This is a genomic window from Nocardiopsis sp. CNR-923, assembly GCF_001942255.1.
Classification (GTDB): domain Bacteria; phylum Actinomycetota; class Actinomycetes; order Streptosporangiales; family Streptosporangiaceae; genus Nocardiopsis.
The window spans coordinates 1-16,233 of the sequence record NZ_MKKC01000126.1; the positions used below are offsets into that span (position 1 = coordinate 1).

At 71.4% G+C, this 16,233-nt stretch carries 17 protein-coding genes; 9 read left to right on the plus strand and 8 right to left on the minus strand.

Annotation, left to right across the window (positions count from 1 at the left end; all coding sequences use genetic code 11):
• Positions 1-232 precede the first annotated feature (232 nt).
• The 5 genes from BJF83_RS22435 to BJF83_RS22450 all read left to right on the plus strand — a co-directional run bounded on the left by BJF83_RS22435 (position 233) and on the right by BJF83_RS22450 (position 4,823).
• The gene (locus BJF83_RS22435) at positions 233-1,363 is read left to right on the plus strand and encodes a hypothetical protein (RefSeq protein ID WP_075927877.1); all 1,131 of its coding nucleotides are present in this window, start codon (positions 233-235) and stop codon (positions 1,361-1,363) included.
• A 253-nt stretch (positions 1,364-1,616) separates the two neighbouring features.
• Entirely contained in the window at positions 1,617-2,861 is a 1,245-nt protein-coding gene (locus BJF83_RS22440) for a hypothetical protein (RefSeq protein ID WP_075927878.1), read from the plus strand.
• 108 nt (positions 2,862-2,969) lie between these two features.
• Positions 2,970-3,350 (plus strand): hypothetical protein, encoded by a 381-nt coding sequence (locus BJF83_RS22445; protein ID WP_075927879.1) that lies wholly within the window; start codon positions 2,970-2,972, stop codon positions 3,348-3,350.
• A 115-nt stretch (positions 3,351-3,465) separates the two neighbouring features.
• A complete protein-coding gene (locus BJF83_RS27675; RefSeq protein WP_158070436.1) occupies positions 3,466-3,603 on the plus strand; it encodes a hypothetical protein in 138 nt (45 codons plus the stop codon).
• Complete coding sequence (locus BJF83_RS22450; protein ID WP_083678665.1) at positions 3,600-4,823, plus strand: hypothetical protein; 1,224 nt, start codon at positions 3,600-3,602, stop codon at positions 4,821-4,823. Before BJF83_RS27675 ends, BJF83_RS22450 begins: the two co-directional genes overlap by 4 nt.
• 57 nt (positions 4,824-4,880) lie before the next feature.
• Here the strand turns inward: BJF83_RS22450 and BJF83_RS22455 are convergent, their stop codons facing one another.
• Positions 4,881-6,896 (minus strand): helix-turn-helix transcriptional regulator, encoded by a 2,016-nt coding sequence (locus BJF83_RS22455; RefSeq protein WP_075927880.1) that lies wholly within the window; start codon positions 6,894-6,896, stop codon positions 4,881-4,883.
• A gap of 123 nt (positions 6,897-7,019) precedes the next feature.
• Here BJF83_RS22455 and BJF83_RS22460 point away from each other — a divergent pair, with 123 nt between their 5' ends.
• Positions 7,020-7,232 carry a hypothetical protein gene (locus BJF83_RS22460; protein ID WP_075927881.1) on the plus strand — a complete coding sequence of 71 codons (213 nt, stop codon included), beginning with the start codon at positions 7,020-7,022 and terminating at the stop codon, positions 7,230-7,232.
• A gap of 153 nt (positions 7,233-7,385) precedes the next feature.
• Here the strand turns inward: BJF83_RS22460 and BJF83_RS22465 are convergent, their stop codons facing one another.
• Positions 7,386-7,979, minus strand: a complete 594-nt coding sequence (locus BJF83_RS22465; RefSeq protein ID WP_262391777.1) for a hypothetical protein — start codon at positions 7,977-7,979, stop codon at positions 7,386-7,388.
• A 441-nt stretch (positions 7,980-8,420) separates the two neighbouring features.
• On the opposite strand from BJF83_RS22465, the gene BJF83_RS27680 reads away from it, so the two are divergent.
• Both BJF83_RS27680 and BJF83_RS22470 read left to right on the plus strand, forming a co-directional pair.
• Positions 8,421-8,597: a hypothetical protein gene (locus tag BJF83_RS27680; RefSeq protein ID WP_158070437.1), complete on the plus strand. Its 177-nt coding sequence runs from the start codon at positions 8,421-8,423 to the stop codon at positions 8,595-8,597.
• A gap of 32 nt (positions 8,598-8,629) precedes the next feature.
• Positions 8,630-10,000, plus strand: a complete 1,371-nt coding sequence (locus BJF83_RS22470; RefSeq protein WP_075927882.1) for a PQQ-binding-like beta-propeller repeat protein — start codon at positions 8,630-8,632, stop codon at positions 9,998-10,000.
• Between the two features lie 60 nt (positions 10,001-10,060).
• Here the strand turns inward: BJF83_RS22470 and BJF83_RS22475 are convergent, their stop codons facing one another.
• The 3 genes from BJF83_RS22475 to BJF83_RS22485 all read right to left on the minus strand — a co-directional run bounded on the left by BJF83_RS22475 (position 10,061) and on the right by BJF83_RS22485 (position 12,938).
• Complete coding sequence (locus BJF83_RS22475; protein WP_143832039.1) at positions 10,061-11,461, minus strand: hypothetical protein; 1,401 nt, start codon at positions 11,459-11,461, stop codon at positions 10,061-10,063.
• A complete protein-coding gene (locus BJF83_RS22480; protein WP_075927884.1) occupies positions 11,454-12,443 on the minus strand; it encodes a hypothetical protein in 990 nt (329 codons plus the stop codon). The genes BJF83_RS22475 and BJF83_RS22480 overlap by 8 nt, the downstream gene beginning before the upstream one ends.
• 147 nt (positions 12,444-12,590) lie before the next feature.
• Positions 12,591-12,938: a hypothetical protein gene (locus BJF83_RS22485; RefSeq protein WP_143832040.1), complete on the minus strand. Its 348-nt coding sequence runs from the start codon at positions 12,936-12,938 to the stop codon at positions 12,591-12,593.
• A 186-nt stretch (positions 12,939-13,124) separates the two neighbouring features.
• Between BJF83_RS22485 and BJF83_RS22490 the strand changes: the two genes are divergently transcribed.
• Positions 13,125-13,757: a LexA family transcriptional regulator gene (locus BJF83_RS22490; RefSeq protein WP_083678667.1), complete on the plus strand. Its 633-nt coding sequence runs from the start codon at positions 13,125-13,127 to the stop codon at positions 13,755-13,757.
• Positions 13,758-13,759: 2 nt separating this feature from the next.
• Here the strand turns inward: BJF83_RS22490 and BJF83_RS22495 are convergent, their stop codons facing one another.
• The 3 genes from BJF83_RS22495 to BJF83_RS22505 form a co-directional block, all read right to left on the minus strand.
• Positions 13,760-14,509 carry a bifunctional 2-polyprenyl-6-hydroxyphenol methylase/3-demethylubiquinol 3-O-methyltransferase UbiG gene (locus BJF83_RS22495; RefSeq protein WP_075927887.1) on the minus strand — a complete coding sequence of 250 codons (750 nt, stop codon included), beginning with the start codon at positions 14,507-14,509 and terminating at the stop codon, positions 13,760-13,762.
• Between the two features lie 55 nt (positions 14,510-14,564).
• A complete protein-coding gene (locus BJF83_RS22500; RefSeq protein WP_075927888.1) occupies positions 14,565-15,341 on the minus strand; it encodes an NUDIX domain-containing protein in 777 nt (258 codons plus the stop codon).
• 55 nt (positions 15,342-15,396) lie between these two features.
• Positions 15,397-16,233: transposase (locus tag BJF83_RS22505; RefSeq protein WP_262391778.1), on the minus strand; the 837-nt coding region annotated here is incomplete at its 5' end.

Below are 16,233 nucleotides of genomic sequence, written 5' to 3' on the forward strand. Positions count from 1 at the left end.
CATGGGTGACCGGCCGCTGTGAGTCGATCGCCAGCCGGACTGCCTCTTCCCGGAACTCCGGTGAGTATTTGCTTGCCCTGCCCAATTTTCCCCTCGTTTTCTTACAGGATCATCGTATTGGATCTCTGTCCGGAAACCTCGGGGCACCCCAGCCGTCACCCGGGCCCTGGTCGCCAACCACGTCCCCTACCGGCTGTTCCGCCTGGCGGCCGGGGCCGAGCACACCCGCACCGTGCAGGTCGGCATCCGCGACAGCGCGGGTGAGGTGTCCTGGACGCCGCTGGCCGCGTGCGTCCTTCAGGGCGACACCCTCGTCAAGGCCCGCACCGAGGCCGCCCCCGCGCCCGCCCGGCCCCGCCCTGAGCCGAGCGAGACCGCGGCGCCGGCCGATCCGTTGGAGCAGGCGCTGGGTGGGCTGCGCCACGCGCTCGCCCAGCACGATGAGGCGAACGTGCGCACCATGGCCCAGCAGGTGCAGATGCGTCTGCGCCAAACCCGCACCCGGGGACTGGCCCCCCACTTGAGCGAGGAAGCCCGCATCCTGCTGGAGCAGGCCAGCGCGGCGCTGCCCGTACGACAGACACGCACCGCTCCCCGACGCACGCCGGTGGTTCCGGCGCGTCGCCGCGAGGACCGGCGGCGCACCGCCTTCGCGCACGAGCACATCCGCCAAGCCGTGGACAAGCACATCGGTAAGCTCCTGTGGGCCCAGGAACGTCGGCTGAGCCGCGCCTACAACGACAACCGCGCCGCGCTGGTGCGTCTGCTCAACCGGCCCGATGCCCCCAAGGACGTGGTGGACCGGATCAAGCACCAGCTGCGCGTATCCCCCAAGGGCCAGTTCGACCCTCCCGCAACCGCCCCACCCACCCAGAAGCCGCGCCCCGCACCCGTGGCGTCGGAGGGTCGCGGCCGCACGAGGGAGGCCGCCCAGCGCAAGGAACGACGGATCCGCGCCAAGACCGACGAACTGCTCGACACCCTGCGGTGGGCCTACAAGGGCCAGATGCCGCAAACCTACGACGACACCCGCACCCGCCTGTTGGGGGTGCTCGGCGGGACCGGCACCCCCGAGGCGGTCAAGGACACCATCCGAGAGCAGCTGTCCTTCTACCCCGAAGGCCTGCACACCCCACAGGTGCCCGCTCCGGCCCCGCCACCGAAGAAGCCGCAGGCGTCGAAGCGACAGCGGCGCGGCGGCAAGCCCAGGTCCCGGCGGCGGACCCCCGCGCCGGCGGACGGTGCGGACACGGGCCTGTTGGCCAACGCCCGCATCGACGCGCGCAGCAGGCACCTGCTCGAGCGACTGCGAGCCGCCCCGCAGCCGTCAACCCCTGAGGAGACGCCGCCCGAGCGCACGTGAACCCTTACCATGACGACACACGGATGTAAGGGGAGCCGCCACCCCGCCACCACACCAGCACGGACTTGCACCAGGCAGTTGCTGTGTGTGATGATCCAGGCGCGGTGTCGGAGGGCACCGGCGGCTCCCCCGACAGCACCCGGCGCGCGGGGCGTGAGCCCGAAACGGCGGAACCGCCCATCCTCACCTTGTGTTCAGCGACCAGTTCGAGCGGACTTGACCCTTCACGCGTAGCCGGGGCGCTGGAGCGATCATGTCCCGAACCCTGGCACTGGCCAAGCTGCGCGCCATCGCCACCGGCGAAGCCCCACAGACCGCCCTGTCGGCGGTCCGGGCCCTGTCCCCGCTCGCCCCACTCATCGGCCAGGCCAGCGACGGGCAGGCCCGGATGGAGAGCCTGTTCCTGGCCAACCTCAACAACCTGGACGCGGTCACCCATCCCACCGACCCGCCGTTCGCGATTCGTGGGTGCACACCCACCGGCCACGACATCATCGTCCACATCGCCCGGCCGCACGCCAGCGCGGTCCTGAACGAGACCCTGCCGCACCTGGTCCCCGGCCAGGACGTGCGTGGCGTCCCCGGGCTGCGGGCCCGCCACCACCGCGGGTTCCTGGTGCTGGAGCACCTGCGCCTGGCCGGCCGCATCCGCATCCCCCTCACCCACCGCCAGTGGGTCCGCTCCCGGTCCTTGCTACTCGCCGGTCTGCCCGCCGGGACGGTGGTGGCCTGGGCCGACCACCCGCGCGAGCTGCTGCCCGCGGAGGAGGACTCGTTGGCCTGGCGGACGGAGTCAGCTCCCGGCGCCGCCACCGCCGAGGCCGCACAGATGATGTCGGCGCTGTTGCGCCGCCTGCACCTGATGCGCGGCACCTCGGTGCCCGGGTGTCGGCCCTTCTACGACGTGTGGGCCAACTCCGTCGGCCGCACCCACGCCGGGGCGCGCCTGGTCAACCTGGAGTGGGGCAGCCGCCCCACCTCCCCGCGCCTGGCCGAACTGCTGACCGACGCTCGTTCTCCCGTTGCCCTTCCTGAGGCGCTGCGTGTGCGCACCCGCGTCCACGGTCTGGACGTGCCGTGGGTGCGCATCTACGCCGAACACGGCAACCAGCTGCTGCTGCGCCACAACCCCCTGGAGACGTCCTCACACCCCGCGCGGGTGCCCGACCACGGCCCTCACCGGCCGCCCCGGCGCACGCCAGCCTGGGCCGACGACCTGACCGCCCTGGACATGGTGGTGCGCGCGCTCACCGGCGAGTACCCGGCCCTGGACCGTCAGGCGTTGCACGTGACCCGCCGGAGCGGCGGGGGTTGGGATCTGGTCGCCCCCGGCCTGCACTACGGGCTCCTGGAGCACCTGCGCCAGGTGGCGCACTCGCGCGCCTACCCCTACCTGTGGCCTGCGGACGTGCACGACCTGGTGAGCCTGTACGACCAGCGCAGCGTCGCGCGCGTGCGCGGTGTCGACTTCGCCTTCCACGACCGCACGCACGGATGAGGCGCACCAGAAGTACCAACCTTGGGACCCGCGGTGTGCGTGGACGGTGGGGTGACCGGATGCGGCCATCGCCTCCCCCGCCGGGCGGGGGGACGGTAGGCAGGAGTCATGACCGACCTGCACCCCGACGTGCGCACCATGCTCGCGCTGCTGCTCATGCTCAACCGCAAGGCCCACGCCGAGGTCTGGGGGGCGATCAGTATGCGCCACTCCCAGCACGACCTCGCGCAGTTCCTGCGCCCCCTGGTAGAGCGCACCCTGGAAGGGTCGCGCCCGGCGGCCCGTTCCCTGGCCACCGAGGTACTCACCGCGTTCGCTGACCTGGACGAGGAGGTGGTGACCGCTATCGGCAACGCGATCGTGGGCCGCGGCGACGGACACCACCCCAACGTCGGCCGGGTGTGGGTCCAACAGCTCACCGAGGCGGCGCTGCGGGTACGGCACGAGTTGATGCCCGAGACGTTGGACGAGCTGCTCGCGCACTGGTGACCCACCCCGAACCGGGAGGGCACGGCCACCCTCCGCCTCGGCCATGACAGGTGACCCCGGCCCGGTTACGGTGCCAGATGAGAGAGTGTGTCCCCCACCCCTTCAGGAGGACCCCGTGGGACGGCATGGCGACCCCGGCACAGGCACCGACTCTGGCACCGGCGGCGCCGGCAGCGACGGCCAGGAACCCAACAAGCACGGCAGTGAGCCGATCGAGCCCCAGTCCGGCGACGGACAGGACCCCAACGGGTGAGCGCGCCCGGAACCCGTCTGTCCCGCGCCCTGACCCGCGCGGGTCACCTCATTGACCCCCTGTGGCATCGGGCGGTGCTGGCCGTTGACCGCGCCCACTTCATTCCCGACACAGTGTGGATCACCTCCCGCGACCACCCCGGCTACTTCGAGCCGATCACCCGCGCCGATGCTCGCTTCGCCGAGTGGGCGCACCAGGACTACGCCCTGGCGGTCCAGGTCGATGACGGCACCCCTGCGGGCGGGCCCAACGGCGAGGCCGGGTGGGGGCGGTTGCGCACCTCCAGCATCAGCCAACCCTCCCTGGTCGTGGCCATGCTCCAAGCCCTGGACGCCTGTGATGGGCACCGGGTACTGGAGATCGGCACCGGAACCGGCTACAACACCGCCCTGCTCTGCCACGCGTTAACCGAGCGGGCGGTGGTCTCGACCGAGATCGACCCCGCCCTGGCCGCGGTCGCCGTCGACAACCTGGCCCGCGTCGGATACACGCCCACTGTGCTCGCCATGGACGGGGTCGGCCTCCCCGTCAGCGGCGTCGACATGGGCGACTTCCACCGGCTCATCGCCACCGTCGCCGCCCGCGGGTCGATTCCGCACTCCTGGGTCCGTCAGGTCCACCCGGGCGGGGTGATCGTCACCCCCTACGAGGCGGGCCAGGCCGCCGGGGTCCTGGTGCGGTTGGAGGTCGGCGATGACGAGACCGCCCACGGCCGCATCATCGGCCCGGCCCCGTTCATGGTGCTGCGCCAGCACCGCCCTGACCGTCGGCCGTTGCGCGAGATCGTGGACGAGACCGCCCCCGGTGTGGCCGCCGGCCACACCGACCTGAACCCGCGTGTGCTCACCTACCCCCACCAGGGGTGGCAGTTGGTCCTCGGGCACCTGGTGCCCGACCTACGTCACGCCGTCTACGAAGCCGACCCCGACCGGCCCGAGTGGGCGGGTCAGGCCAGCGTGTACGTCGCCGCCCCCGATGGGTCCTGGGCGCTGGCCGAGTACACCCCCGCGGGCGGCCCGTTCGAGACCGCCCGGCACGGCCCCGACGACCTGTGGACGCGCATCGCCGCAGCCTGGAACACCTGGTGCACGGCCGGACGACCCACCACGGAACGGCTGGGTGTGAGTGTGGATGCCGACGGCACCCGCCTGTGGGCGGACACCCCCGACCACGTACTGCGCTCCTACGGTGCGGCCCCCTCCACGGTCACGGCCGGGTAGGGCAGAGAGGCTGCCCGGGTGCGGCTCACCACGGCTGTGAGGGCTCCCCTGCCCGGGTCACAGCCCCAACCCGTCCCAGGTCCACGCCCGGGCGGGCGTGCCGTCGAGATCGCGGCCGTAAGGCAGCAGAGGCGGGGGTGGGGGATGAAGCCCACCGGCGTTCAGAGCCCGGTGCTCCAGCACCTGCACTGCTTCCTCCTGCCCCGCCTCGCGCAGCACCCGCAGCAGGTCGGCAACGTCCCTCGGGTGGGTGAGGTCGGTGTGCGCGGCGGGGTCGCGTGCCAACAGCACCTGCACTGCTTCCTCCTGCCCCACCTCGCGCAGCACCCGCAACAGGAAAGAGACACGCCACGGGTGAGTGAGATCGGCATGCTCGGTGGGGTCGCGTGCCAACAGCACCTGCACTGCTTTCTCCTGCCCTGCTTCGCGCAGCGCCTCCAACAGGGCGGCGACCCCCAACGGGTCGGTGAAGTCGGCGTGCTCGGCGATCCATCGGGTGCCGTTCTGGTGGGGATCGGTCGCAGTGGACAGGAGGTTGGCCAGGTCTGTGGCGGCTGCGGGGTGGCGGGCTCGGATCGCCCGCTGGTAGATCCTCACCGCGTGCTGGAGCAGGCCGCGGCGCTGGGCGGCATCTGCCAGGGTGTGCAGGCTGTGGGGGTCGGTGGTGTGCTCCAGCAGGGCCTGCCACAGGGCGGGGTCGCCCAGCTGGTCGGCGCGGCGGCGGCGCAGCTGCTGTTCGAGGTAGTCGGCCGGTTCGTAGACCACTTCGGCGCCCGTGCGGGGCACATGGGTGTGCACGGCGGTCAGGGCGCGGCGGATATCGGTGTGGGTGCCGTCGGGGCGCCGGCCGGTGCACAGCCCCTCCAAGGCCTCACGGTCCCAGTGGTTGCCGGTGGCGCGCTCGCGCGGGTCCAGCTGTGCGTCGGCGGCCTGGGCCAGCAACGGGCCAGGGAGCGGGGCGCGGTGGCCCAGACGGCGGGCGTCGACGGCGGCGGTGATCAGGGCGTGCTCGGCGGCGGTGAAGTGGTGGCCCGGCCCGTCCAGGTAGGCGCGCAGGAGTTCGGGGCCGCCGCTGAGGTGTTGGACGATCCGGCCGCGGTCAGCCGATCCCGCGTCCAGGGCCTGACTCAGGCGTCGGTCTCCGTGTGTGGCGGCCAGTTCCCGCCACTGGCGCTGCTCATCGGGTGAAAGGCGGTCGGGGACGGTGACGCGGGCGGTGACCGCTCCGGTGAGTAGGTCCCGGATGTGGGCGTGCGGGTCGCCGGGGGTACCGGAGCGGGTCAGGTCCTGCCAGTAGGGGTCGGTCCACAGCGTTCCCACCGCGACGGTCCCGGTCTGCTGGGCCAGGAGGCGGTGCAGGGCGGCGGCGGCCTCGTTGGCGTGGGGGCCGTAGAAGAAGCGCTGGGCTTCGTTGAGCCACAGCACCGCCTGGTCCTGGATCCGCCCGCCGTCCAGGAGGTGGAGCAGGTCCTCTCCGGTGTCCGGGCACAGCAGGGTGCGGTGGGGGGCCAGGTCGTTCAGGGCCTGGTACAGGGCGCGGGTCTTGCCGGTGGAGGAGCCTCCGGTCACTATCACCAGCACCGACGTGCCGCCCTGGAGCGCGGGTGTGATGCGGTCGCGGATCTCCTGGTCGTGGGGGCGGGGCAGGTAGGGGGTCAGGAAGGTGTACCCGCCCGGGTCGGGGGCGGGCAGCACCGCAGGGTGCACCTGTAGCCGGGCGGGGTCGGCGGCCTCGACAGGGACGGCCTCGCCCCAGCCTGTGGTGGGCCGGTGGGGGGATGCCGCTTTCACAGGGCCGGGAGGCGGGCCTGCGGCCGCCGCATGCAGTTCCGACAGCGGACCAGCGTCCAGGCCGAGCGCAGCGGCCAGGCGCGTCACCGTCCGTTCCGAGGGCACCGCCGCGTTGTGGGTACCGCTGACCACCGGGTTGACGACCGAGCGGCTCAGACTGGCTTTGCTGGCCAGAGTGTCCTGGCTCCAGTTCCGCTGTTGGAAGGCGGCCCGGATCCGGCGGCGCAGTTCGGCTAGTGCTGCCCTGGGTGTGAGGTGGTCTGTGTCGACGTGGGGGTCCACACCATCTCCTGGTCCGCGCGACTGTCTGTTGATGTCCAATTCTGTCCACGAACGACCATGACAGACACGCCTTCGACGAGATTCGACTCCACCACTACCGAGTCGAATCCGAAGGAGGACTCTATGGTCGAGCGGATCATGCTGCTGGTCCTGGCCTGTGCCCTGGTCACGATCACGGCTGTGCTGGCCGGGGTCGGGGCCGCCTACCTGGCCCGCCGTGACGGCGCCAGCTACCCCAAGGCGATCGGCCGCGCCGCGACCACCGCCGCCGCCACCCTCACCCTCGCCGCCGTCCTCACCACAGCCCTGACCGCCGTGGCGGCCCTGACCCACTGACCCGACACAGCGACGGGCCAGCCCCAGCCGCCGATGGACGCGCCGCGAGGTTTCCGTTCCCCGCGGGCGGCGTGCACGGCGGCCGCGGATGCGTTGGGGGCACACAGAAAGGGGCCCGTCGGAGGGCGGGCCCCAAGAACAGTTCGGATCGGGTCAGTAATGGCCGACCGCGGCGGCCTTCTGGCGCCGGTCACGCACACGCGTGAGCACGGTCAGGGTCACGGTGGTCGCCAACCCCAGCACGGGCACCAGCACCCAGGCCAGGGCCCAGACCATCTGCCGGGTGGGGGCGCTCTCGACCACGTCCATGGAGGCGATGCCGAAATCGACCTGGGCGTTGGAGCAGCTGATCTGGTAGGTGCCCGCCTCGGGGATCTCCAGGACCTGGATCAGGTGCCACTCCTGGGCGCCGTAGGTGTAGCGGCTCGCCCCCCGCATCTGGGTCGCCCCCGCACTCCCTGAGGGGGTCAGGGCCGAGCACGCGCCGTCGAACGATTCGCCGTAGACCCCGAGTTCACCCATGTGTTCCTCGCCCAACTCCAACTCGATCTGGAGGTTGGGGCTGACGTCGCTGATGAAGTCCGGTGCGGGTTGACGCACCTCGGGTCCCAACGCGACCAGGACCCCCAGAACCACCAGCGTGGCGGCCAGCGAGACCAGGCTCGCGATGTACCCGCCGCGCAGGCGACGCCCGCGCGGGGCCTGCGCGGGAGGAGGGGAGGAGGGAGGGGGAGAAGACACAGACATGGCCGACATTATGTCAGCGGCCTATGACCAAGAGCGACGAATGGGACGCGGGTCCCTCGTGATCCCCCCGACACCCTTCCACCGGTGTCCAGATCCCGGGCGGACGCGCGGGGCGGCTGCGGCCAAGACCGTCCAGCACCAGAGCCCCCACGCTGACGTGTTTGTGCTGGTTGGGCCACTGTGGAGGTATGCACATCCGCCGCGCCACCACCGCTGATCGGGCTGCCGCGCGGGTCCTGGCCACCGCCGCTGGAGTCGTCTACGCCCCAGACGGGGACGTGCTCCTAATCGCCGAGGACGAGCGCACCGTGCCGGTGGGGTGGCTGACAGGCACCCTCGAAGGCGCCTACCCCGGGCCCGGCGCTCCGGCTCCGGGCCCGCATGCTACGTCCAGGCGGTCATCGTGGACCCGGCCGTACGCCGGTGCGGGGTCGGGCGGGCGTGGTGGAGGCGTTCGTCTCGCTCGCGCGCGAGCACGGCCTGGTGTGGGTGTTCGCCGCCCCCGACGAAGGAGTGGGGGTCGAGGGGCGGGTGGCCTGGTTGGTCGCGTGCGGGTTCGTCGCGGTGGACGACTCCGGCGAGGCCTGGCCGGTGATGGGGCGTGAGACCCGACCATGAACCGGGGTGGGGGTGCCGCTACGATGCGGCGCATGCTCTCCCCGTCCCGCATGCCCCCTCTGCTCGCGCTCGCCGCTGTCCTGGTGCTGTCCTCCTGTTCGGTGTGGGGCCAGGAGGAGGAGCCTGAGCCGCCTGCGCCGTCGGCGATCAGCCCCGACTCCGTGGTCACCTGCACGGAATCCGGTGACTGTGGCCGGGCGGGTACGGTGCGCTGGTCGCGGCCGTTGGAGGGCGACTTCTACCTGGAGCGGTACGAGGAGCGTGCACCGCTGTTCAAGCCCGCCGAGCAATGGCTGGACCCCACCTACCCCTTCCCTGGGGCGGTGGAGGACGGCGGGGTGCTGTACCTGCACGCGGCCGACACCATCATCGCGGTGGATGCCGCCACCGCCGTCACCTTGTGGACCCAGCCCATGGGGTTCGACGTGGCGGAACTTCGGATGGTCGGATCGATCCTGGTCGTGGTCGCCTCCGCGGACTGGGACGACGGGCACCCCCTGGGCTTTGTGGACGTGGGCCGCGACGGGGCCCAGGTGTTGGAGTCGGAGCTGCCCGACGACCTCAGACACGGGGGTGTGCTGGCCTCCGACGACACGCACCTGGTCCTGCGCGAGCGTCTGCCCTACGACAGCGAACGCGACCCCCGTTACGTCGTGGTGGAGGCGGCCACCGGCCGCCTCGCCTGGTCCGCACGGTTGGATTCGGCCAGCTCCCACACCTGGGCGGATGGCACCCTGTACCTGGCGCACACCCCCCAGGACGCACCCGCCTACGTCACCGTGGTCACGGGTGGGGAGCAGACCGCGCAGTTCGACGTCCCCGAACAGGCCGGGCCGGACGGGGAACCCTGGGCTGTCCCGGGCGGGCCGCTGCTGTTCGACACACCCGACTGCGGCCCCAGGGAGGACATCTGCCGCCAGGAGCGGATCACCGCGGTCGACCCCGCCGACGGCCAGGTGCTGTGGACCCACTCCGAGCGCGGGGAGGTCGTCTCGACCACCGGCGGGGACGAGCCCCGGGTGGTCGTGCACGATCAGGACGGCTACCGGGCCCTGGACGCCGACACCGGGCAGGTCCTGGACCAGGACGGTCAGGTCGACGGGGCCGCGCTGCTGGACGTCTACGGAGCCGAACGCCAAGACCTGGAAGGCGAGGCGGGCGCGCTGGCCTCCGATGAGTACGACCTGCTCCCGATCCGGCCCACCGGCCCCGGGGTGGACGCCGAACCCTTGGAGGGGTTGGCGGCGGGAGCCGAACACCTGACCGCCTACACCGATCCCGACGGCGCGGTCGTCGGGGTGTATGTGGGTTGTGCTCCGGACGGTCTGCGCCCGCCCGCGCTGGACGCCCCCACCGGCGGCGTCACGTGTACCGCGCCCCGCCTGTTCGCGGTGGACTACTAACCCCCCGGGAACGGAAGCGGCCCCGCACCCAGAGGGACGCGGGGCCGGGATCAGGGGGTGTCACCTTCCGGATCCGCAGAGCGGTTGTGCGCAGCGCAGGTACTGGGCCTGGGCCTCGAAGTCGACCCCGCCCATCAAACGCGGATCGACCCATCCCTGACCCCAGAGCATGTGCGGGCGGTCGCGCTCGTCCAGGGTCAAAGAGGTCAGGGACGGTTCCTCCTCGCTCAGTTCCATCAGCGGGGTGGACGTGGTCTGTGCACAGGAGCGGTCCAGGCAGGACAGCAGGACCAGCCGCTCCTGGGCGAAATCGGGGGTCAGCAGGTGGACCCGGTCCTGGGTGTCCACCGCCAGGCCCGGCACGGGGCGCGCCCAACCGGGACCGGTGACGGCGGTGTCGGTGAACTCGGCACACAGCGCGTCCTGGCAGTCCACCAGGTGGGCGCGACCGCCGTGCGGGGCCCGGTAGGCCACCACGGGTGTGCCGTCGGAGCGAAACTCTACACGGGCCCCGAAACGGCCGCGCAGACGGCCCTCGTGCTCGGAGTAGAACTGGTCCCCGTGGATCTGGGTGACCTGCGGGTCCGTGCACATCGCTTCGGCACAGGCCACCATGGACAGCGATCCGTGGGCGGTGTCGGTCACGGCCATCGCGTACCCGCCCTCGGCGGAGGCGGTCAGGGCCAGGAACTCGCCGTTGACCAGGAAGCCGCCCGCGGTCATCTCGGGCGGGAACAGGGTCACCTGGGGGTCGGCGCAGGCGGTGTCCTCACACAGGTGCAACCGCAGCCCGCCCTCGTCCTCCTCGATGCTCTCGGGGAGTTCGGGCGGGTCGTAGGGGCGCACGTAGGAGGCCACCAGCAGCCGCCCGTCGGCCAGCGGAGCGATCGCGGAGACGGGGTCGAAGTGGTCGCCCGTGAACTGGCGGACCTGAACTTCCCGGTCCGGGGTTTCGCAGTCGGTGATGTCGGCGCAGGAGAGCAGGTAGAGCCCCGAGTCCGGGTGCGGGGCGTAACGTTCGGCGTCCTCCCGGTCCTGGTCCTCGTGCTCATACTCGCGCCAGACGGTCCACAGCGCGCCGCCATCGTGGACCCGCACGCCGTTGCCCTTCCAAGCCCATCCGCTTTGGTACGCGTCGCGGCACTCGGGGTCGCACACCTCCAGGGCCACCCGGTTGGCCGCCACACCGATCACCGCACCCTGCCCGGTGGGTTGCACACTCACCGACAGGGCGTCGTCGCTGACGCCGTGGACGGGCTGTGCGACCATCTCCGGCAGACCGAACGGGTTGACGGCCACCAGGGCGGGCCCCAGCAGCGGAACGCCGACCACCACCAGGACCAGGGCCGGGACCATGACCGCTCGCGGCCCGCCCATGGCCGAGTCGGAGAAGCGACCGCAGGAGCGGTCCGCGGTCTCGGGCAATCGCTCACCGGCCCGGACCAGGTCCACATCACGCACGGGTCCCCGGTCCACGTATCCGCGCCTCGCGCGGCATGCTGACCAGTCTGCCGCGCTCGTCGTAACGGGCGGGCGGCGGCGTGGCGAAGGGGTTGGCGGTGTTCACGGTTCCGCAGTAGGCCACAGGGGCACAAGCCAGCAGCAGCGACAGCGGCGCCACCAGCAGACCGGTCAGCACGGTGGTGGCCGTCAGCACGGGGTTGCCGTCCACCAGGTCCGTCCACCGCACCAGAGCCCACTCCAGCCCCGTTCCCGCCAGGAGCGTCACCCCGTAGGAGAGACAGACCAGCATCAGGTGGGTACCGAACCGCTGCCGGGCCAAACGGCAGGCTTCCAGCACCGCCCGGAAGGGGCCGAGCCCTTCCACCAGTGCCAGCGGCAGAGAGACCGTCACCGGGGTCAGCACGAGTATCAGGACCACCAGCAGTGCCAGCCCTGTCACCACCGGCGGCCAGTCCGACGTCAGGGCCCACAGGAACAGCGCCGCGAACCCGCCCACCAGACCGATCAGCAGCAGGATCCAGGTCAACACGGCGAAGTAGCGGCGCCGCGCCCCCTGCCAGGCCTGGCGCGGTGAGATCCGACGCCCCAGCAGCGCGGCGGCGCCCAGCAGGGCGGAGCCCCCCACGGCGATCGGCGCGGCTGCCAGGGCGAGCACCACGAGGACCCCGGCTGCGACCAGGTTGGAGGGCGCCAGCGGGTCGACTGCGGACTCCAGGGCACCGTTGAGGTAGACGCCGTCACGGGCGGGCGCCACCATCAGGGCCTGGCCCAGCAGCGTGACCGGGAGCACGGGCACGGCCGTCACCACGAGCAGGCCCCACAGCCGTCGTGCCCAGGTGGCGAACACCCGACCGAGCAGTGAAGACCAGTCCGCTTGCAGAGCCAGGTCGGACGGGGGCGCGGCAGCGCTGTCCTGTGCCTCGTCTTCCCCTTCGGGTTTGTTCGCCTCGGTCACGTCGTGGCCGTCCGGCCTGTCCATGGATACCCCGTTTCCGTCACGTGTGCGACGGCAGACTACCGACGCCCGCGCCCGCGTCGGGGAGCGGCCAGCACGGACCGGGGCGGGGCAATGACACCGCTGCCTCCGCCCAGGGATGACGGTGTCGTGGCTGTGGGGGCTGGCCTGCTAGACGGGCTGGAGGTCAGCGGAGGTCAGGATCGCCCCGAACGCGACCACCACCAGGACCAGGAGCAGCACCCCCACGATCCGAGAAGCGATACGGACACGGTGCCCGACCAGCACCAGAACCAGGTGCACGAGCGAGACCGGCAGCGCCGCGTAGAGCAGGTACAGCGCGATCGACAGCAGCGGGCCGTCCAGTGGATGCGACCCGTTGGCGGTGGCCATGTAGGCGCCCATCAGGAGCAGGAAGCCGCCACCGCCCACCACGACCACCCCCACGACCCAGGCCGGAACCGCGAGCCAGCGGTGACGGTACAGAAAGCTGTCGGGTTCTCGAGTACGGGTTGCCATGCAACCAGTCTGTGCCGGACCCCGGCCCCGCGCATGAGTACCCGTACTCGGTCGACCGCCCAGGCCCCACCCTGCGGACGCGGCGACGCCCGCCCACACCCGCGTCGGGGCCGTGGGCGGCCGATCGTCGCGGGCACCGCCTAGGATGCCCCTCACCAGCACCGACACGGCAGGAAGGCCCCGACGATGCCCTTGACCGCCCGGCAGGGCACCATCCTGGCTGCGATCCGCACGCTGACCGCCGAGGAAGGCCACCCCCCGACACTGCGCGAGATCGCCGAGCGCGTCGGCCTGTCCAGCACCTCCGCCGTCAGTCACAACATCGAGGGCCTGGTCCAGGCCGGGCTGGTCACCCACCAAAAGGGCGTTGCCCGCAGTGTCCACCTCACCATCCAGGCCACCCCCACCGCCTCCGACGACGCGGCCGACCTGATCCGCGCCGCCGAGGCCGCCGAACAGCGCGCCGTGGAGGCCGAACGCAAACTGGCCACCACCCACGCCGAGATCGGCCGCTCACGCCAGCGCGCCCAGCGGTGGAAGGCCGAGGCGGGGGCGGCCCGCACCGTGCACCAGCCGGTCCCCAAGCACCCGCGCGCGCTGCTGGACACCGCGGGCCCGGACCGCGAGTGCGTCGAGTGCGGGGCCGACGTCGACCGTGACGCCGACCGTCACCACTTCGACCTGGAAACGCAGTCGTGGCGGTGCACCGCCCACGGCGCCCACTCCCCCATGGTGTGCGGCCACTGCCGGGACTCCCATGGCCGTCCGGTACCCGCACCCTGCCCGACCATCCAAGCCATGGACCAGACCCACACCTGACCTCACCCGGTTTGAAGGCGCAGCACCGCCAGGTACTTGGTCCCCTGCTCGTGGGCGGTTTCCAGCCGCCACGGGGAAGGTCGGATGAGTTGGCGGAGTTCGTCCAGGCTTGGGAGAAGGTAGTCGAACCAGTCCGTAGCCAAAGGGCCGCTCCTGACACGCATGCGTATCTGACCGGGCAGCCGCCCCCGCTTGCGGTTGTGGTCCTGGTAGGCGATGTGGTCGGGGTCGCTGCTGGCGGGGTCCGCCCCGGTGCCGATCAGCAGGGCCCCGGGACGGGCCAGCAACGCCAGTTGCCGCAGCACCGCCTTAGCCATCTGCGTGCTCTGGAGGAGTCCGAAGTTGTTGCCCATCAGCAACAGGGCATCAAACTGACCGACCCCCTCAGGTGGGTGGGCGATGGAGCCGAGTTCGGCCGCCACCCCGCGTTGCCGGGCGACCTCGACTGCCCCCGGGGACGGATCGATGCCCACGACGTCCTTGCCCTGCTGTTGGAGGGCCAGGGCGTGGCGTCCCGCCCCGGTGCCCACGTCCAGGATCCTGCCGTGGGCCAGAGTTACCGCCTCCCGGTCCAGTTCGGACAGGTCGGCGACCGGGGTGAAGTAGCGGGTGGCGTCGGCAGCGCTGAGATGACCGTCGTCGCGTTCGATGATCTCGAAGGCGGCTCCGGGTGTGGCACCGGCCGCCCAGCAGCGTCGGAGTGTACGTCCGAAGGCGTCCCCGAGCCGGGGGGCGCGGATCTCTTCTTCCATACCCGATCACCCTTCCAGCCCCCTCCTGTGACCGCACGTGATTTTTCCGTACGGCTCAGGAGTTGGTGCTCTCAGCTGAAGCTTTGAGGCTCTGGGCCCACTGGACCAGGACAGCGCTGGCTTGAATGAGCTCGGAGTACAGGTCTTCGTCATTCTCGGCGGTACACGCCTCCCGCACCTCCTCCAACGCCAGATCCACCCACGTGAGCTGAGCCCCGGCGGTGTCGACCCGGGTTTGGGCGGTGGTCGCGGCCTCGCGGTGGCGTGGCCCGTTGCCCGAGGGCATCTGCTGGACGCCGTACACGGTCTGCTGACGGAGCCGCTCGTCGGCGATGTCTGACAGCACCCGGTGTAGAGAGCCGGGCAAACCAGCATCCCCCAGCACCGCTTCCTGTGAGGTGGGCGTGGATCGGGCGGGGTAGGTGGTGGCGGTGTGGTGTTGGGAGAAGGCCTCACCGACAAGCAGATGGCGCAGGGCCTGGGCACAGTAGTCGACCGTGTCCTGCGGGGGTTGGTGGGCGGGCCACCAACGGATCTCGCTGTGCTTGTGCGGCTCCCGGTTGACAGGATTACCGGACCAGCGGCGGCAGAGGAAGAAGACGTGGATCCATTCCCGCTGAGGGGTCTCCTGGCTGTGGACGATGTGGCCGAATTCCAGGTCCGCCGGTTGGAGATCGAGGCCGAGTTCCTCGATGGTCTCCCGCAAGGCGGCGGCCACGGTGTCCTCACCCGGACCGCTGCCTGGCTGGGGTGTTGTTGGCTGCCGCTGGGTTGCGGCGACTGGACATGGACGCCCGCATCGCCCAGGCCCTGGACCCGGTGCAGTTGTCAACGACGGCTGAAAAGCGGTTCTGGCACGGATTCGGTGAAGGGTGTCCGTTCCGCCGTCAGGCGGCCAGGAGGACGCGTTTGCGGAGAAGGTCGGGCTTGGCCCTGCCGTACATCTGGCGTTTGAGCATCTTGAGCCGGTTGACGTGGCCTTCGACCACCCCGGAGCTGTAGGGCAGGGTCAGACCGGCTCGCACCGCGTCGAGATCACGGCGCAGCCCCCAGATGAACGAATCCAGCTCTGCGATCTTCTCCTCGTGTGCGGCTTTCACCCATCCCTCCAGCTCGTGTCCGCGCCGGTCGGTCATGAGCTGCGCGAACCCAGCCACCCGGCGACTGAGACGCTCCAGTTCCGGGCAGCGGGACAGGACGTCGGTGAGAGCGTCCCGCTGGTCTTCGTCCAAGGCGTCGGGGTGGCGGGTGATCCAGGCGGTGACCATCCGGACGGTCAACGGCTCCGGCTGCGGCTGTGGCTCGCGGGGAGGAACTGTCGCACGCCAGGGGCGGATGTGGTCACGGACGCTGGTGCACCCGCCCCGGTAGCCCCGGGCGCGGATCTCGCGCCAGAGCCCGGCGGCGTTGGTGCATCCCTCCATGAAGCGTTGGCGCAGGTAGGAGTCGAAGGGCTGGAGGAGCGTGGGGCGTTTGCCGGTGCCGTCCCTGGCCAGGAGCTCGTCGGCGGTGGCAGCACGGGCGAAGCGGCGCACGGTGTTGCGGGCCAATCCGAGTTGCCCGGCGATCTCCATGATCGTTCGTCCCTGGGTGAGCAGGCTGTGGACAGCGGTGTGGCGCTGGCGGGTGCGTTGGGCGATCCGTCCCTGCCGAGGTGGGGAGGGCCGCTGGTCGACAGGCTCGGCGGCGGGTGTGTCGGGTGGGGCGGGGTGGGTGGGGGTCTG

What these genes read in the sequence shown, in the direction of transcription:
- BJF83_RS22440 (WP_075927878.1), top strand. Translation starts at nt 1,617, where the DNA reads ATGTCCCGAACCCTGGCACTGGCCAAGCTGCGCGCCATCGCCACCGGC.
- BJF83_RS22445 (WP_075927879.1), top strand. Translation starts at nt 2,970, where the DNA reads ATGACCGACCTGCACCCCGACGTGCGCACCATGCTCGCGCTGCTGCTC.
- BJF83_RS22460 (WP_075927881.1), top strand. Translation starts at nt 7,020, where the DNA reads ATGGTCGAGCGGATCATGCTGCTGGTCCTGGCCTGTGCCCTGGTCACG.
- BJF83_RS22465 (WP_262391777.1), bottom strand. Translation starts at nt 7,979, where the DNA reads ATGTCTGTGTCTTCTCCCCCTCCCTCCTCCCCTCCTCCCGCGCAGGCC.
- BJF83_RS22470 (WP_075927882.1), top strand. Translation starts at nt 8,630, where the DNA reads ATGCTCTCCCCGTCCCGCATGCCCCCTCTGCTCGCGCTCGCCGCTGTC.
- BJF83_RS22480 (WP_075927884.1), bottom strand. Translation starts at nt 12,443, where the DNA reads ATGGACAGGCCGGACGGCCACGACGTGACCGAGGCGAACAAACCCGAA.
- BJF83_RS22485 (WP_143832040.1), bottom strand. Translation starts at nt 12,938, where the DNA reads ATGGCAACCCGTACTCGAGAACCCGACAGCTTTCTGTACCGTCACCGC.
- BJF83_RS22490 (WP_083678667.1), top strand. Translation starts at nt 13,125, where the DNA reads ATGCCCTTGACCGCCCGGCAGGGCACCATCCTGGCTGCGATCCGCACG.
- BJF83_RS22495 (WP_075927887.1), bottom strand. Translation starts at nt 14,509, where the DNA reads ATGGAAGAAGAGATCCGCGCCCCCCGGCTCGGGGACGCCTTCGGACGT.